General features: G+C 71.9%; 14 protein-coding genes, 1 tRNA gene and 2 pseudogenes. 7 read left to right on the top strand and 10 right to left on the bottom strand.

All coding sequences use genetic code 11. The annotated features are described in order from the left end of the window. Positions 1 to 49: 49 nt before the first annotated feature. The gene (locus ACLQ26_RS10950) at positions 50 to 952 is read left to right on the top strand and encodes a Gfo/Idh/MocA family protein (RefSeq protein ID WP_425744303.1); all 903 of its coding nucleotides are present in this window, start codon (positions 50 to 52) and stop codon (positions 950 to 952) included. A gap of 483 nt (positions 953 to 1435) precedes the next feature. Next, complete coding sequence (gene erm, locus ACLQ26_RS10945) at positions 1436 to 2233, top strand: ErmE/ErmH/ErmO/ErmR family 23S rRNA (adenine(2058)-N(6))-methyltransferase (protein WP_425744302.1); 798 nt, start codon at positions 1436 to 1438, stop codon at positions 2231 to 2233. An 8-nt stretch (positions 2234 to 2241) separates the two neighbouring features. Here the strand turns inward: erm and ACLQ26_RS10940 are convergent, their stop codons facing one another. After that, complete coding sequence (locus ACLQ26_RS10940; RefSeq protein ID WP_363679940.1) at positions 2242 to 2433, bottom strand: DUF2795 domain-containing protein; 192 nt, start codon at positions 2431 to 2433, stop codon at positions 2242 to 2244. Positions 2434 to 2533: 100 nt separating this feature from the next. Between ACLQ26_RS10940 and ACLQ26_RS10935 the strand changes: the two genes are divergently transcribed. Then, positions 2534 to 3790, top strand: coding sequence for an erythromycin esterase family protein (locus tag ACLQ26_RS10935; RefSeq protein WP_425744301.1), 1257 nt, complete (start codon positions 2534 to 2536; stop codon positions 3788 to 3790). A gap of 57 nt (positions 3791 to 3847) precedes the next feature. Here the strand turns inward: ACLQ26_RS10935 and ACLQ26_RS10930 are convergent. From ACLQ26_RS10930 to ACLQ26_RS10915, 4 genes and pseudogenes are all read right to left on the bottom strand, one after another. Then, positions 3848 to 4975, bottom strand: a pseudogene (locus ACLQ26_RS10930) (MMPL family transporter); the annotation flags it as partial. Positions 4976 to 5085: 110 nt separating this feature from the next. Then, positions 5086 to 6091: pseudogene (locus ACLQ26_RS10925) on the bottom strand (MMPL family transporter); the annotation flags it as partial. Positions 6092 to 6125: 34 nt separating this feature from the next. After that, positions 6126 to 6677: a TetR/AcrR family transcriptional regulator gene (locus ACLQ26_RS10920; protein WP_425744300.1), complete on the bottom strand. Its 552-nt coding sequence runs from the start codon at positions 6675 to 6677 to the stop codon at positions 6126 to 6128. A 100-nt stretch (positions 6678 to 6777) separates the two neighbouring features. Continuing rightward, positions 6778 to 7212 (bottom strand): winged helix-turn-helix transcriptional regulator, encoded by a 435-nt coding sequence (locus ACLQ26_RS10915; RefSeq protein ID WP_425744299.1) that lies wholly within the window; start codon positions 7210 to 7212, stop codon positions 6778 to 6780. A 75-nt stretch (positions 7213 to 7287) separates the two neighbouring features. Between ACLQ26_RS10915 and ACLQ26_RS10910 the strand changes: the two genes are divergently transcribed. The 4 genes from ACLQ26_RS10910 to ACLQ26_RS10895 all read left to right on the top strand — a co-directional run bounded on the left by ACLQ26_RS10910 (position 7288) and on the right by ACLQ26_RS10895 (position 12695). Then, on the top strand, positions 7288 to 8748 hold the full coding sequence (locus ACLQ26_RS10910) for an MFS transporter (protein WP_425744298.1): 1461 nt from the start codon (positions 7288 to 7290) through the stop codon (positions 8746 to 8748). Beyond that, positions 8745 to 9704 (top strand): DNA polymerase domain-containing protein, encoded by a 960-nt coding sequence (locus tag ACLQ26_RS10905; protein WP_425744297.1) that lies wholly within the window; start codon positions 8745 to 8747, stop codon positions 9702 to 9704. Before ACLQ26_RS10910 ends, ACLQ26_RS10905 begins: the two co-directional genes overlap by 4 nt. A gap of 82 nt (positions 9705 to 9786) precedes the next feature. Then, the gene (locus ACLQ26_RS10900; protein ID WP_425744296.1) at positions 9787 to 10236 is read left to right on the top strand and encodes a helix-turn-helix transcriptional regulator; all 450 of its coding nucleotides are present in this window, start codon (positions 9787 to 9789) and stop codon (positions 10234 to 10236) included. Positions 10237 to 10313: 77 nt separating this feature from the next. After that, positions 10314 to 12695, top strand: a complete 2382-nt coding sequence (locus ACLQ26_RS10895) for an ATP-binding cassette domain-containing protein (RefSeq protein ID WP_425744295.1) — start codon at positions 10314 to 10316, stop codon at positions 12693 to 12695. 16 nt (positions 12696 to 12711) lie between these two features. Here the strand turns inward: ACLQ26_RS10895 and ACLQ26_RS10890 are convergent, their stop codons facing one another. The 5 genes from ACLQ26_RS10890 to ACLQ26_RS10870 form a co-directional block, all read right to left on the bottom strand. After that, positions 12712 to 13179 (bottom strand): hypothetical protein, encoded by a 468-nt coding sequence (locus ACLQ26_RS10890; protein ID WP_425744294.1) that lies wholly within the window; start codon positions 13177 to 13179, stop codon positions 12712 to 12714. A 469-nt stretch (positions 13180 to 13648) separates the two neighbouring features. Then, positions 13649 to 13720 (bottom strand) — tRNA-Arg (locus tag ACLQ26_RS10885). A gap of 93 nt (positions 13721 to 13813) precedes the next feature. After that, positions 13814 to 14506 carry a winged helix-turn-helix domain-containing protein gene (locus tag ACLQ26_RS10880; RefSeq protein ID WP_363679920.1) on the bottom strand — a complete coding sequence of 231 codons (693 nt, stop codon included), beginning with the start codon at positions 14504 to 14506 and terminating at the stop codon, positions 13814 to 13816. A gap of 349 nt (positions 14507 to 14855) precedes the next feature. After that, positions 14856 to 15524, bottom strand: a complete 669-nt coding sequence (locus ACLQ26_RS10875) for a DUF305 domain-containing protein (RefSeq protein ID WP_363679918.1) — start codon at positions 15522 to 15524, stop codon at positions 14856 to 14858. Positions 15525 to 15532: 8 nt separating this feature from the next. Continuing rightward, a complete protein-coding gene (locus tag ACLQ26_RS10870; RefSeq protein WP_425744293.1) occupies positions 15533 to 16339 on the bottom strand; it encodes a DUF3105 domain-containing protein in 807 nt (268 codons plus the stop codon). Between the last annotated feature and the right edge of the window lie 3 nt (positions 16340 to 16342).

Raw genomic sequence — 16342 nt, 5'->3', positions numbered from 1 at the left:
GATCGCGTCCGTGGCGTCGCCACGGTGCGGGGAAACAGCGGAGGTACACGTGCTGCGGTTCGGCTTGTTCGGCACCGGTCACTGGGCGATCGAGACGCACGGTAAGGCACTGCACGCACACCCGGAAGCCGAACTGGTAGGCGTGTGGGGGCGTAACCCGGAGCGGGCCTCGGCGCTGGCCGAGCGGTACGGGGTGCCGGCCTACGCCGATGTCGACGCGCTGATCGAGCAGTGCGAGGCGATCGCCGTCGCGCTGCCGCCGGACGTTCAGGCCGACATCGCGGTCCGTGCCGCCACCGCCGGCCGTCACCTGCTGCTGGACAAGCCGCTTGCGCTGAGCGTCGAGGATGCCGACCGGGTGGTCGCCGCCGCCGAGGCGTCCGGGGTCGCGTCTGTCGTGTTCTTCACCCAGCGCTTCCAGCCGAACGTCACCGCGTTCCTCGCCTCCACCGCCGCCGCCGGTGGCTGGCAGCACGGTCACACCACGGCGTTCGCGTCGATCTTCCAGGAGGGCAGCCCGTACGGCGGCTCCCTCTGGCGTCGTGAGCACGGTGCGCTCTGGGACATCGCCCCGCACGCGCTCTCCATTCTCCTGCCGGTGCTGGGTCGGGTGACCCGGGTGGCGGCGATGGACGGGCCGAGCGGGATGGTGCACCTACTGCTCACCCACGACGGCGGTGCCACCAGCAGCGCCTCGCTGTCCCTGGACGCCCCGAGCGAGGCGATGGCCCGGGAGTTCGTGTTCTACGGCGAGAACGGGATCGAGACCGTCCCGGTCGGCGAGAACGACCCCGCCACGGCGTTCGGTGTCGCGATCGACCAGCTCGTCGAGCAGGTGCAGACCGGCACCCGCGACCACCGCTGCGACGTCCGCTTCGGCCGCGAGGTCGTGACGATCCTCGCCGCCGCCGAAACCGCCCGCACAGAAGCCCGCACAATCCCCCTCCCGTAACCCACCCCTCCCCACCCCCCTCACCCCGCCCGCCCGCCCCGTTGATCATGAAGTTATTGCCGTCCCGCCCGGCGTGTCGTGGCAATAACTTCATGATCAACGCAGCGGTGGGCGGGGGTGGGAAATGGGTGGGGAGTTGGGGTGGGTGTCGGTAGGGTGGCGGGCATGATCACGCATGCCCTGATCGAGGGGGTCGGTACGCCGGCCGCCCGGGGTGCCCTGCTGGTGTCCCGTCCGCGCGTCCGGCGTCCGGCCCTGACGGGCTGGGACGTGACCTGCCGCTGATCGGTCCACTTCGCGGTGCGCCGGGGCTTCCGCCCCGCCGCCGCTGATCCTTCGCCACGGCACGAGGCCGCCGCCTCGTCATCGCGTACCCGCGCATCGTCCAGGGCCGTCCGAGTCCCGATCCCACTCGGACAGGTCCGGCACTTCCTGCTGCCTGTCCAGCCCGTCGCCGAGCGGCGACAGACAGGACGACGACCCGTGGCGCCCCGCCCGTTTCGACCAACCGAACGCGACCGGTCCCGTCGCGTACTCAGCCAGAACTTCCTCGTCGACCGTGCGGCCGTCCAGCGGTTGGTCCGTGCCGCCGACCCCGATCCGGCCGGGCTCCTGTTGGAGGTCGGCGCCGGCCGGGGCCAGCTCACCCGACCGCTCGCGGCCCGATGCGGGCGGCTGAGGGCCTACGAGGTGGACCCGGGCGTCCGCCGCGACTTGGCCACCGTCTGCGCGGAGCTGTCCAACGTGGAGCATCGGCAGGCGGACTTCCTTGCCGCCGAGCCACCACCGGAGCCGTTCGCGGTGGTCGGCAACATCCCGTGGTCGCTGACCTCGGCCGTGGTGCGGTGGTGCCTGGCCGCGCCCCGGTTGCGGTCCGCGACCCTGCTCACCCAACTGGAGTACGCCCGCCGCCGCAGTGGCGACTACGGCCGGTGGACCCGGCTCACCGTCTCGACCTGGCCGGAGTACGAGTGGCGGCTTTCGGGGCGGGTGCCGCGTACCGCGTTCCGGCCGGTGCCGGCCGTCGACGCAGGGATCCTGCGCATCGAGCGGCGGCCGGAGCCACTGCTGCCGGCGGCGGCGCTGCCGGCGTACCAGAGGCTTGTGGGGTGGGGTTTCGAGGGTGTCGGCGGCTCGCTCGCCGCGACCCTGCGCCGGCACCACCCGCCGGCCCGGGTCGCGGCCGCTCTGCGCGCGACGCGCATCGCGTCGGACACCCCGGTGGGGTACGTCTGGCCGGAGCAGTGGCTGGTGCTGTTCCGGCTGCTGCACGCGCGGTGACCGGCGGGTCAGGCGAGGGTGGTAAGCGCCTCGCTCAACTCGGCCGGCGACTCGAACTGTTCGGCCGGCAACGCCTGCAACATCTGCAACATGGCCGTGCTGGCCCCGTTCTCCTGCCCCCAACGGACAAGGTCCTCGCGGGAGACCGGGTAGTCGAGGCCGGCCAGGTACTCCTGCAACTGCACGCCGGGAACGGTCATGCCGGTCGGCTACCCACTCGCCGCGGCCGTACACGCGCACGGCGTGTCGGCGGGCGGCTCGCCGCCGGTTTGCCGGCGCGGCCGCCGGGTAGCCGCTGCCATGCTGGTTCAGCGGCTCGGCGCGCCGAGCGATTTCGACCCGTTGCTGGAGCGCGTCCGGGACGCCCGGGTGGTGATGATCGGCGAGTCCACCCACGGCAGCTACGACTACTACCGGCTGCGCGAGCAGCTCACCCGCCGGCTGATCGCGGAGTGCGGCTTCTCGTTCGTGGCCGTGGAGGGGGACTGGCCGGACTGCGACCGGGTGCACCGCTCGGTCACCGCCGCTCCGGGAGGGGCCCCCGATCCGCAGACCGCGTTGGAACACTTCGAGCGGTGGCCGACCTGGATGTGGGCGAACGCCGAGGTGGCGCGCTTCTGCCGCTGGCTGCGGGCGTGGAACCTGGAGCGGCCGGAGGACGGGCGTGCCGGTTTCCACGGGCTCGACGTCTACAGCCTCTGGGAGTCGATGCAGGCGATCTTCGACTACCTGGGGGAGGAGGACCCGACCTCGCTGGAGGCGGCGCAGGACGCGTACCGGTGCTTCGAGCCGTACGGCAAGCGGGTCGAGGAGTACGGCGCGGCCAGTCGGTTCGTCTCCGCGCGCTGCGAGGAGGAGGTCGTCCGGTTGCTGGCGCGTACCCGGGAACAGGCCATGTCGGACGGCCCGGACCGCTTCTCGGCCTGGCAGAACGCGGAGGTGGTGGCCGGCGCGGAGCGGTACTACCGGGCGATGGTGGCCGGCGGCCCGGACTCGTGGAACATCCGCGACACCCACATGCAGGACACCCTGGACCGGCTGCTGCAACGCTACGGCCCGGACGCCCGCGGGATCGTCTGGGCGCACAACACGCACGTGGGTGATGCGCGGGCCACCGACATGGCCGCCGACGGGATGGTCAACATCGGTCAGTTGGCCCGTGAGCGGCACGGCGACGACGCGGTGGCGTTGATCGGGTTCGGCACCTACCGGGGCACGGTGATCGCCGCTCCCCGGTGGGGCTCGCCGTCCGAGGCGATGGTGGTGCCGCCGGCGCGGGAGGGCTCGGTGGAACGGCTGTTGCACGAGCTGATGCCGGAGCGGGCGGTGCTCGTCTTCGGCGGCGACGACCAGCCGGACTGGGTCACCGAACCCGCGGACCATCGGGCTATCGGGGTGGTCTACGACCCGTCCTTCGAGTCCTGGGGCAACTACGTGCCGACCCGGCTCGGGGATCGCTACGACGCCCTCATCTGGTGTGACGAGACGACGGCCCTGCATCCGCTGGCGGTCCCCGCCGTGCCCGGCGAGATGGAGACGTACCCGGCGGGCGTGTGAGCGATGCCGGAGGGTGCGGCCCCGAGTGGGAGCCGCACCCTCCGTGGTCGAAGCGGGTCAGACCCGGGTGGGAATCTGGGTCGTCAGGTGGGTGCGCAGGCCCTCGCCCTCGATGTCGACGTTCGGCAGGGCGCGGTTGAGCCACTTCGGCAGCCACCAGGCGCGGTCGCCGAGCAGGGACATCACGGCCGGGACGATCGTCATGCGGACCACGAAGGCGTCGATGGCCACGCCGATGGCGAGCGCGAAGCCCATCGACTTGATCACCGGGTCGTCGAGGAAGACGAATCCTCCGAACACCGACATCATGATCAGGGCGGCGGCGGTGACCACGCGGGCGCCGTGCCCCATGCCGCTGATCGTGGCCTGCCGGGCGGTCGCGCCGTGCACGAAGTCCTCCCGCATCCGGGACACGAGGAACACCTCGTAGTCCATGGCGAGCCCGAACAGGATGCCGATGAGCAGGATCGGCAGGAAGCTGATCAGCGGGCCGGGCGTGTCCAGGCCCACCAGGTCGGCGAGGTGCCCCTGCTGGAACACCGCCACCGTGATGCCGAACGTGGCGGCGACGGTGAGCAGGAAGCCCAACGCGGCCTTGACCGGCACCAGCAGCGAGCGGAACACGAGCATCAGCAGCAGGACCGACAGCCCGACCACCAGCAGCAGGTAGACCGGCAGCGCGTCGGAGAGCTTCTCGGACACGTCGATGCCGATCGCGGTGACGCCGGTGAGCAGCACGTCCGCGTCGCGGATGCCGCTCACCGAGCCGCGGATGTCGTGCACGAGCGTCTCGGTGGCCGCGTCGGTCGGACCGGTCTTCGGGATCACGCCGAGCAGCGCCGTCCGGCCGTCCGGGCTGAGCTGGGGCGGTGCCACCGCGAGGACGTTGTCGGTGCGCTGGAGCAGCGCGGTGACCTGCGGTACGGCGGCCGAGGTGGCCTGCGGCGAATCACCGGCGACCACCACCGCGAGCCGGCCGGTGAAGCCCGGTCCGAAGCCCTCGACGGTCAGGTCGTTCGCCACCCGGGCGGGTGAGCCGACGGCCGCCGTCGCGGCGCCCGGCAGGGCCAGCCGCATGTCCGGCGTGGGCAGCGCGAGCAGCCCCAGGCCGAGCAGGCCGACCAGGATGACAGGTACGCGGAACCGGGTGACCAGGCGTGCCCAGCGGAAGCCGAACCGGTTGCTCTGCTCGGTCGTGGTCGTGGTCGTCGTCGCGGCCGGTCGGTCGGTGACGTCCGTGTCGTCCTCGTCAGCGGCGACGTCGGTGTCGGTGCCGTTGGTGGGGACGGCGCGCAGTCGGCGGGGGAGCACCCGGCGTCCGGCGAAGCCGAGCAGCGCCGGTTGGAGGGTGATGGCGACGAGCACGGCCACGGTGACTGTGCCGGCGGCGGCGAGACCCATCACGGTGAGGAACGGGATGTCCACCACGGCCAGCCCGGCGAGTGCGATGACCACTGTGGCGCCCGCGAAGACAACTGCGGAGCCGGCGGTGCCCACGGCCCGACCGACGGCCTCGTCCGGGGGCAGACCGTCGAGCAGGTTCTGTCGGTGCCGGGAGGTGATGAACAGCGAGTAGTCGATGCCGACGGCGAGGCCGAGCATCAGCGCCAGGATCGGCGCCGTACTGGTCAACTGGACTGCACCGCTCAGCGCGAACAGGCCGGCCATGCCGACACCCACGCCGATCAGCGCGTTGAGCATGGTCATTCCGGCGGCCACAAGCGAGCCGAACGTGATGATCAGGACGATCGCGGCGACAAGCACGCCGAGCGCCTCTGTCGAGCCGATCTCCGGCTCCCCGCCGAGCACCTCGCCGCCCGGGGCGACCTGCCAACCCTGTGCCTTCGCCGCCGCGCCGACCTGCTCGTACGCGTCCTTCTGCTCGTCTGTCACCTCGTCCCCGCCGGTGGCGAACTGGACCTGGATCAACGCGTACCTGCCGTCGGGTGAGACCGCGCCGACCTGGAGCGGGTTGACCGCTCCGACCACGCCGGGCAGCGTCCCGGCCTGCTGGACCAGCTCCTGGACCACGGCCTGGCCCTGTGGGGTGCCGAGTTGGCCGTTCGCGGGCGCCTTGACCGTGATGGTGCCGGTCGCGCCGCTGGCCGCTGGGAACTGCTCGGCGAGCAGGTCGAGCGCGCGCTGGCTCTCGGTGCCGGGCATGGTGAAGTTGCTCGCCGTCGGGCCGCGCAGCGTCGCCGCGGCCAGACCGGCGCCGACGAGTACGACGAGCCAGAGCGCGACGACGAGCCGTCGCCGGCGCAACGCGCCCCGGCCGAGCCGGTAGAGCAGGGTGGCCATCAGGAGTCCTTGTCCTCGGTCGTGGGTGGATGGGTCAGGGTGCGTCGACGGGTTCGACGGCCCGCCGGACGAGGGCGAGCAGGGCGGCGCGCAGTTCGTCGTCGGGGATGTCGGCGAACTCGGCGCACGCCTCGGAGATGCCGGCGAGCAGCACCAGCGCGGCGATCCGGGCGCCCGGTCGGTCGGAGTGCCCGGCCAACGCGTCGCGCAGCCGGTCGGAGATCTGCTGGATGTGCGCGAAAGCCGGCTGGCACAGCAGCTCGGGGAACTCGCCGCGCAGCACCCCGATCTCCCGCCGGAACCGGACCGCGAGGTCGACGAAGCCCTGGGCGGCGACCTCCTGGGCGGCCGCTCCGGTCTGGCCGGTGAGCTGGTCGTCGAGGTCGCGCAGCACGCCGATCGCGGGTGCCATCAGCTCGGCGAGCAGGGCTTCCTTGTTGGCGAAGTGGTAGAGCACCGTGGCCTTGGAGCAGCCGACCTCCCGGGCGATGTCCTGCAACGAGGTGCCCCGGTAGCCGGTCACCGCGAACCGTCGCGCCGCCGCGGCGAGAATCTCACCGTGCGTCTCGGACACCGCTCTGGCCATCACCGGTCCACCTCCGGAAACCAGCATGCCTGACCGATCGGTCAGACCCTGACCGATCGGTCAGACAAACGTGGTGGCGTTCCCCACACAGGGGTCCGGGTTAGCCGGCGTGTTCGGCGTCGTACCTGGTCCGCGCCTCGGCGATGGCCCGGCGGTGCCGCTCGGCCCAACTGGTAAGCGCCACCAGCGACTCGTACAGCTCCAGTGCCATCGGGGTGGCCGTGTACTCCACCTTCGGCGGGACGGTCGGATAGACCGTGCGGTGCAGCAGACCGTCGCGCTCCAGGTTGCGCAGGGTCAGGGTGAGCATCCGGCGGCTGATGCCCTCGATGTGCCGTTCCAGCTCGGTGAAGCGCACCGGGCCGTTCGACGCGGCCACCAGGATGCCGATGCTCCACTTGCCGCCAACCCGGTCCAGCACCTCGCGGACGGTGCACGCCCGGGCCTGCCCGGGGGTGAACGGCACGTTCCCGGCGGCGCAGGTGGACTCCGCGGCGACAGTCGCGGACACATCGCTGTTCCTCTGGGACATCAAAGTGCCTCCTTCCGCTCCGGCTCATGGTCACAGACGATGGCGTCGGTAACAAACCGTGCACCAAGGAGGCGTGCGATGGACCGTACCGTCCCGGCCCGCTGGCCGGCCCTGCTCGTACTCTGCGCCGGCAGCCTGATGATCATTCTGGACGGCACCGTGGTGGCGGTGGCGCTGCCGGCCGTACAACGCGACCTGGGTTTCACCGCCGCCGGCCTGGCGTGGGTGGTGAACGCGTACCTGGTGGCGTTCGGCGGGTTGCTGCTGCTCGCCGGCCGCCTCGGTGACCTGCTCGGCCGGCGCGGGGTCTTCCTGGCCGGCGTCGCCCTGTTCACGCTGGCCTCGCTGGCCTGCGCGGTCGCCACCGGTCCCGGGCTGCTGGTCGCCGCGCGGTTCGGCCAGGGCGTCGGCGGCGCGCTGGCCATGGCGGTCAGCCTCGGCATGATCGTCCGGCTCTACCCCGAGCCGGTCGAGCGGGCTCGCGCCATCGCCGTCTTCAGCTTCACCGGTGCGGCCGGCGCGTCGATCGGCACCGTCGTCGGTGGGGTGCTCACCGATGGGGCCGGTTGGCGGGCGATCTTCCTGGTGAACCTGCCGATCGGGGCCGGCGTCCTGCTCGCGGCCCTCCGCCTGCTCCCCGCCGAACGGGGGATCGGCCTGCGGGCTGGCCTGGACCTGCCCGGCGCGCTGCTCGTCACGGCCGGTCTGATGGTCGCCGTGCTGGGCATCGTGGGGACCGGCGAGCACGGCTGGACCAGCCCGCGGACCCTCGGCGCGGTCGCCGTCGCGGCGCTGCTGCTCGGCGGGTTCGTCCTGCGCCAACGGATGGCGGCGACCCCGCTGGTGCCCGCCCGGATGCTGCGCGTCCCGGGTCTGGTGGCGGCGAACGCCGTGCAGTTCCTCATGGTCGCCGCGTTCTTCGGCTTCCAGTTCCTGCTCGCCGTGGAGCTGCAACTGGTGCTCGGCCTGGACGCGGCGGCCACCGGCTGGGCGTTCCTGCCCACCCCGGTGGTGATCGCGGTGGTCTCGCTCGGCCTGGCCGGCCGGCTGATCGGCCGCTGGGGTGCCCGAACCGTGCTGCTGGTCGGGCTGGGCCTGGCGACGATCGGTTTCCTGCTGCTCACCCGGTTACCCGCCGACGGCGGCTACCTCGGCGACGTACTCCCGGCGATGCTGGTCTTCGGTGTGGCCGGCGGCCTGACCCTGCCGTCGGTCACCACGCTGGCCATGGTCGGCGCGACCGACAGCGACGCCGGGCTCGCGTCCGGGCTGGCCAACACCACCCAGCAGGTCGGTGGGGCGGTCGGCCTGGCCGCGCTGGCGACCCTGGCCGCGGCCCGCAGCGACGGCCTCCGGGCCGCCGGTCGGGCCGAGGTGGTGGCGCTGGCCGGCGGCTACCGGGTCGCGTACGCCGTGGCCGCCGCCCTGGTGCTCGCCGCGCTGCTGGTGGCGCTGGGCACCCTGCCCCGGAATCGTTCCGTGTCGAAGCGCCGCGTCCGGTTGACCGACAGGGCCGGGGCCGGGAGGGTGATCGGGTGAGTGAGGCTGACGAGACCCGCGACGGCGTGGCCCTGACCAACCTGGACCAGCCGCTGTCCGACCGTGACGACGCGACGAAGCGCGACCTGGTCGACTACCTCGACGCGGTCCGGGAGCCGATCATCGGGCAGCTGCGGGACCGGCCGCTGTCGGTGATCCGGGTCCGCCCCGGCCAGCCGCCGTTCATGCAGAAGAACCTGCCCCGCTACACCCCGGACTGGGTCCGCCGGACGCCGGTCTGGGCCGAGGCGTCACACCGGGAGATCTCGTACGCCCTCTGCGACGACAGGCGCACCCTGCTCTGGTTCGCCAACCAGCGGGCCGTCGAGTACCACCCGACGCTGGCCACGGTGGCCGACCTGCACCGGCCGACGCACCTGGTGCTCGACCTGGACCCGCCCGAGGGCGACGGGTTCCGCGCGGCCGTCGCCGCCGCCCTGCTGGTCCGGCAGGCACTCGCCGACGCCGGCCTCGCCGGGGCCGTCAAGACCAGCGGCGCCAAGGGCGTGCACGTCTTCGTTCCGGTGGCAGGTGACCCCACCGCCGAGGAGTTGGCCGCCGCCACCCGGGCGCTCGCCGTCCGCGCCGAGCGGCTCGACCCGGCGCTCGCCACCACGGCGTACATCAAGGAAGACCGGGGTGGGAAGGTCTTCGTGGACGCCACCCGGGCGGGCGGCGCGACGGTCGTGGCCGCGTACAGCCCGCGACTGCGGCCCGGAATGCCGGTGTCCTTCCCGGTCGACTGGTCCGACCTGACCGAGGTGACCCCGGCCGACTTCACCATCCGGACGGTGCCGCCGCTGGTCGCCGGGGCCGACCCGTGGGTCGCGCTGATGCCGGCGCCGCAGTCGCTCCCCGCCGACCTGGTCGAGGAGGGCCGGACCATCCCGGTGGCCCGGGTGCAGGCCATGCACGAGGGCAAGCGCCGGGCCCGCGCCCGCCGCGAGGCCGGCTGACGGTACGCGCCACCCCCGGCAAGGCGAGGCGCGCGGCCCTGGGCGGTCCATCTCGTCGGGGGTGTGTGGCACGATTTTCCAGGTGAGCAGCCGATCCGCCGAGAGCCAGCGCCTGAGCGATCTCGCGCGGCTGCGCCGCGTCCGCGACCGCATCGACCGGGAGTACGCGCAGCCCCTGGACGTCGAGGCGCTCGCCCGGGGCGTTCACATGTCGGCCGGACACCTCAGTCGGGAGTTCCGGCTCGCCTACGGCGAATCTCCGTACAGCTATCTCATGACCCGGCGCGTCGAGCGCGCGATGGCGCTGCTGCGGCGCGGCGACCTGAGCGTCACCGATGTCTGTTTCGCGGTCGGCTGCTCGTCGCTCGGCACCTTCAGCACCCGCTTCACCGAGTTGGTAGGTGTGCCGCCCAGCACCTACCGGCGGGAGGCGGCGCTCGCGACGGCCGGGATGCCGTCGTGCACGGCGAAGCAGGTGACCAGACCGATCAGGAATCGAGAAGCGCCTGTCACGCCGCCACCCCTAGCGTGACCGCCACGGGTAGGGCGCTGCGAGCCGCGCAGGCCGTGACCTGAGGGCCCCCGCCCGCCCGAGAAGATGGAGACACCATGAGCAAGGCCACGGACCCGCCCGCGGCGCACGTCGCCGACCGGCACGACCTGATCCGGGTGCAGGGCGCGCGGGTGAACAACCTCAAGGACGTCACCGTTGAGCTTCCGAAGCGCCGACTGACGGTGTTCACAGGCGTCTCCGGCTCCGGCAAGAGCTCGCTCGTGTTCGGCACCATCGCGGCCGAGTCGCAGCGCATGATCAACGAGACCTACAGCGCCTTCGTGCAGGGCTTCATGCCGACGCTGACCCGGCCCGAGGTCGACATGCTGGACGGGCTGACCACCGCGATCATCGTCGACCAGGAGCGGATGGGCGCCAACGCCCGCTCCACAGTCGGCACCGCCACCGACGCCAACGCCATGCTGCGCATCCTCTTCAGCCGGCTCGGGCAACCGCACATCGGCTCGCCGAACGCGTTCTCCTTCAACGTCCCCTCGGTGCGGGCGACCGGCGCGATCACGGTGGACCGCGGCGCGGGCCGGACGAAGACCGAGAAGGCGACCTTCAACCGTCTCGGCGGCATGTGTCCGCGCTGCGAGGGGATGGGCGCGGTCACCGACTTCGACCTGACCGCGCTCTACAACGACAGCCTGTCGCTCAACGAGGGCGCGATCACGATCCCCGGTTACAGCATGGAGGGCTGGTACGGCCGGATCTTCCGTGGCTGCGGCTACTTCGACCCGGACAAGCCGATCCGCAAGTACACGAAGAAGGAGTTGCAGGACCTGCTCCACCGGGAGCCGACGAAGATCAAGGTCGACGGCATCAACCTGACGTACGTCGGCCTGATCCCGCAGATCCAGAAGTCGTTCCTCGCCAAGGACGTGGACACCCTGCAACCGCACATCCGCGCCTTCGTGGACCGCGCGGTGACGTTCACGACCTGCCCCGACTGTGCCGGCACCCGGCTCAGCGCGGAGGCCAGGTCGTCGAAGATCAAGGGCAAGAACATCGCCGACCTCTGCGCGATGCAGATCAGCGACCTGGCGGCCTGGGTCCGGGGCGTCAGCGAGCCGTCGGTGGCGCCGCTGCTCACCGGGTTGCAACACCTCCTCGACTCGTTCGAGGAGATCGGGCTGGGCTACCTGTCGCTCGACCGGCCGTCGGGCACGCTCTCCGGTGGCGAGGCGCAGCGCACCAAGATGATCCGCCACCTCGGGTCGTCGCTCACCGACGTCACGTACGTCTTCGACGAACCGACGATCGGGCTGCACCCGCACGACATCGCGCGGATGAACGGCCTGCTGCTGCGGCTGCGCGACAAGGGCAACACGGTCCTTGTGGTGGAGCACAAGCCGGAGGCGATCGCGATCGCCGACCACGTCGTCGACCTCGGCCCCGGCGCCGGCACAGCCGGAGGCGAGGTGGTGTTCGAGGGCACTGTCGACGGGCTGCGCGCCAGCGACACGCTCACCGGGCGGCACCTGGACGACCGGGCCCACCTGAAGACGTCCGTGCGGAAGCCGACGGGTGTCCTTGAGGTACGCGGCGCGGCCACCCACAACCTGCGCGACGTCGACGTCGACATTCCGCTCGGTGTGCTCGTGGTCGTGACAGGCGTGGCCGGCTCGGGAAAGAGTTCGCTGATCCACGGCTCGGTGTCCGACTCCGACGGGGTGGTGTCGGTCGACCAGAGCGCGATCCGTGGCTCGCGACGGAGCAACCCGGCGACGTACACGGGTCTGCTCGACCCGATCCGCAAGGCGTTCGCGAAGGCCAACGGAGTGAAGCCGGCGCTGTTCAGCGCCAACTCCGAGGGCGCCTGCCCCGGGTGCAACGGCGCCGGCGTCATCTACACCGACCTGGGAATGATGGCAGGTGTCGCCGCCACCTGCGAGGAGTGCGAGGGGCGGCGGTTCCAGGCGTCGGTCCTGGAGTACCGCTTCGGTGGTCGCGACATCAGCGAGGTGCTGGCGATGTCGGTACGCGAGGCCGAGGAGTTCTTCGGCACGGGTGCGGCACGTACGCCTGCCGCGCACGCCATCCTCGACCGGCTCGTCGACGTCGGCCTCGGCTACCTCAGCCTCGGTCAGCCCCTGACCACACTGTCCGGCGGCGAGCGGCAGCGGCTCAAGCTGGCCACCCGCATGGCCGAGAAGGGCGGCGTGTACGTCCTCGACGAGCCGACCACAGGCCTGCACCTCGCCGACGTCGAGCAGCTGCTCGGCCTGCTGGACCGGCTCGTCGACTCCGGCAAGTCGGTGATCGTCGTCGAGCACCACCAGGCGGTCATGGCGCACGCCGACTGGATCATCGACCTGGGTCCGGGCGCCGGTCACGACGGCGGTCGGATCGTCTTCGAGGGCACCCCCGCCGACCTCGTCGCTGCCCGTTCCACCCTCACCGGGGAGCACCTGGCGGCGTACGTCGGCTCGTGACGGACCTGTCGAACGGTCACGCCACCGGCGGTCGGGTGCGCCGTGCCGTCGTGCTGCCGAGAATCCCGCTCGTGGCGGTGATCAGCCCGAGGGCGGCCACGACCGGATTGACGTACCCGGGAACGGATGAGGTGACGTACCTGCCGCCGTCGCTGAGGTGGCACTCGAAGCGGATCGGGAGGTAGCTGACCGCGTACCCGTCGACCCGGCTGGCGAGCTGCGACCCGGCCTCCCGGCAGGGTTCGATCGGGTAGGAGCCGGCGCCGCCGTCCTCCGCCTGCATGACCGCGAAGCCGACATGGAGCAGGCCCCACGCGTACATCGCGACGGCGCCCGCACCGGCCAGGAGCGTCACCGCCCGCAGCCAACCCCCTGGGTGGGAGCGTTCGCTTCTTCTCACCACCGCGCGGAGCCCACGAACGGTGAGGAACACCGCGACGGCGACCCCGCTCAGCGCGGCGAGGAGCAACACGAGAAACAGCATGGCGCCATTCTTGATCCACAACGCGACGTCGCCCGCAGAGGGTCCGACAGGAGCCGGCACCGCGAGCCGCGAGCCGGCACCGGGGGCCGGGAGCCGGCACCGGGGGCCGGGAGCCGGCACCGGGGGCCGGGGAGCCGGGAAGCCGGAAGCGGGAGCCGCCGGGGAGCCGGGCACGGGAGCCGCAAGCCGGGGAGCCGGGCACTGGGAGCCGGGAGCCGGCACCGGGGGCCGGGGAGCCGGAAGCGGGAGCCGCCGGGAGCCGGGAGCCGCAAGCCGGGGAGCCGGGGAGCCGGGGAGCCGGAAGCGGGAGCCGCCGGGAGCCGGGAGCCGCAAGCCGGGGAGCCGGGGAGCCGGGAGCGGGAGCCGCAAGCCGGCACCGGGAGCGTGGGGCCCGGGGCTCGGCCCCGGAGCAGAAATGACAAGCGCCCCAGGTCCGCGCTTCTCAGCGGACATGGAGCGCGAAAGCTTGTGCCCCCGGCAGGATTCGAACCTGCGCCCCCGCCTCCGGAGGGCGGTGCTCTATCCCCTGAGCTACGGGGGCTCAGCGACTGGAGAAGACTAGCAAACCTCCTCGGCGTACGCCGAATCGGTATCGGGTGAGCCGATCGTGTCGGCGACCGGCCCACCCGGTACTTCAGGCCGCGATCGCCCGCCCGCAGCTGGGCAGCGGGTGCAGGACGATCCGCCGGGGCAGGCGCCGTGGCCACTCGTTGCGCGGCCAGGACCCGTCCACGATCAGGTGCACGGTGCGCTGCTCCTCGCCGCTGAGTCGCAGCACGAAGTCGCGGGGGAGCGGCGGGTCGACAGTCGGCGTGGTGATCATGAAGCGCACCCGGCCCCGGGACGACACCGCGGAGATCACGTCGGCCGCCGGCATCGTGCCGCGCAGCCGAACCCGGCCGATCCAGTAGACCTCGGCCAGGTGCTCCTGGGCCGTCCGGGTGATCGCCGGGTACTCGCTGCGTACCCAGCGTTCGACCGCGCTGACGCAGAGCCCGCAGGCCCGCTCGCGCGGTTCCCGCGGACCCAACCCCCAGGCCCGCAGGTACGCCCCGACCGCGCCCGCGTCAAGCGGTAGGTCGAACCGGCGCTGGATGAGCGTGGTGAGGCTCTGCCGCGTCCACAGCTCGTCGTCCAGGCCGAACTCGTCGGGGTGGACGCCCCGGAGTGTGTCGATCAGTTCGAGTTCCTGTTCGCGACTGAGCGTTCCCGGCTCGCCCTGCCGCTGTCCGCGACGGACGGCTGCCACCGCCCCGTCACCGCCGATGGTGTGGCGTCGGCACCAACTGGTGACCGAGCGCCGTGCGTCTCTGAGTGCAACCCCCACGTCTTGGGCAACGAGCCCGAATCACCTCTGGTCACGATATGTGTGGAGAAAACTCTCTAAGCAACGTAATCGCCTGTGTCGGTCAATCGCCCCATACGGAACTATGCGGACAAGACGGGCGTTGATCGACTCGGATTCTTGGAAACCGGGCTGTCAACGCGCCTCGGACACCCCGACTTACAGGAACCCGAGTCGATCATCGCGTGACGCGCCCGCGCCGGGGCTCGCGTTGGGCGGAGGGCTCGCGCCGGGCTCGCGCGGCGCGGGCCGGGCTTGCGCCCGAACGGCGCGGGCCCGCGCCCCGCCAGTGGGTGGCGGTGACGCGGGCCCGGTGTGCCCGTGCGGTGGATCAGCCCTTGGCCTGCGCCTGGAGCTGCCGGAGGTTGTTCAGCTCGGACTGCTGGGTGTTCTTCATGGTCTGCGCCACCCGTACGACCTCGGCGTTGTCGGTCTCGCCGAGCGCCGCGTCGATCATGTGGATGCCGCCCAGGTGGTGGTCGTACATCAGCTTCAGGAACTGCCTGTCGACCTCGATGCCCTTGGCGTCGCGCAACGAGGCCATCTGCTGCGGCGTGGCCATGCCCGGCATCAGCCCGTCCTTGACGGTGGCCCCGTCCGACATCCACGACATCGGAGGCTTCGAACCGGTCGGGCTGAGACCCCACTCGCGCAGCCAGGTCTGCATGGCGCCGATCTCGCCCTGCTGGCCGGTGGCGATGTCGACGGCGATCTGCCGGACCTCTGGCAGCGTCGCCGACCGGTACGCGATCAGGCTCATCTCCACCGCCTGGGCGTGGTGGGTCGTCATGTCCCGCGCGAAGCCCGCCTCGACCGAGGAGTCACCGGGCCGGACGAGGCGGGGGGTGAGCAGACCGCCGGCGTACCCGAGCAGCAGGCCCACCACCACCATGATGGCGAGCGCCGCGAGGCCGTAGCGCCGCGCCGGGGCCCGGCCGTCCTCGTCCGGGGCGGCCACGACGTCGTCGTGCTCGGTGTCGGTGGTGGCGGGGGCTGTCATAGCCGTCCTTACTGTGTGGGCTGCTGCTGCTGGAGGTCGCGCGGCGTGGTGCCGGTGGCGGTGACGCCCGTGTTGCAGAGGGCGGTCGGACCCTCGACGGAGGCGTTCACCCGCAGGTCCTTGATGAACTCGTCGATCCGCTTGTCGTCGGCGTTGTCGAGCTTGAGCTGGTAGCCCCACGCCTGGAGCGAGATCGGCTTGTCCAGACCCTCGTACGGGCTCATCAGCATCTTCTCGACGCCACGCACCTTGCCGGCGAGCTTGTCGACCTGGTCCTTCGGCAGATCCGGGCGGTAGGTGATCCAGACCGCGCCGTGCTCCAGGCTGTGCACCGCGTGCTCGTTGGCGATCGGGGCGTCGTAGACGTCACCCATGCAGTTCTGCCAGGCCGCGTTGTGCACCCCACCCACGGGCGGCGAGTACTTGTAGGTGAGCGGACCCGACTTGTGGGACTCGTACTCGAGGCTCGTCTTGTCGGTCTTGCGGATGTTGACGATGCCCTCGATGGCGTTGGCCTTCTTGTCCCACGGCTTGGAGCCCTGGAACGACGCCCAGGCGCCGTAGCCGATGATGCCGGCGGCCAGCACGCCCACGGTCACGAAGAGCGCGATCGGGCCCCAGGCCCGGCCCTGGCTCACCTTGACCGGAGTGACCGGCTTGCGGGGGCCCTTGCCGCTGCCGCCTGCCCGTGGCGTGCCTGCCGGCTTGCCGGTGCCGGCCTTGGCGCCGGACGCCGGCCGGCCCGCAGCCGGCTTCTTGCCGGTGCTGACCACGGTCGGGCGGCGCTCAGGGCCGCCCGGGGTGCTGATGCTCATCGT

It is taken from the genome of Micromonospora sp. DT43, from assembly GCF_049841645.1.
Lineage (GTDB): Bacteria > Actinomycetota > Actinomycetes > Mycobacteriales > Micromonosporaceae > Micromonospora.
The sequence above is the reverse complement of the archived record's forward strand: the minus strand, read 5'-3'. Positions and strand labels throughout refer to the sequence as shown.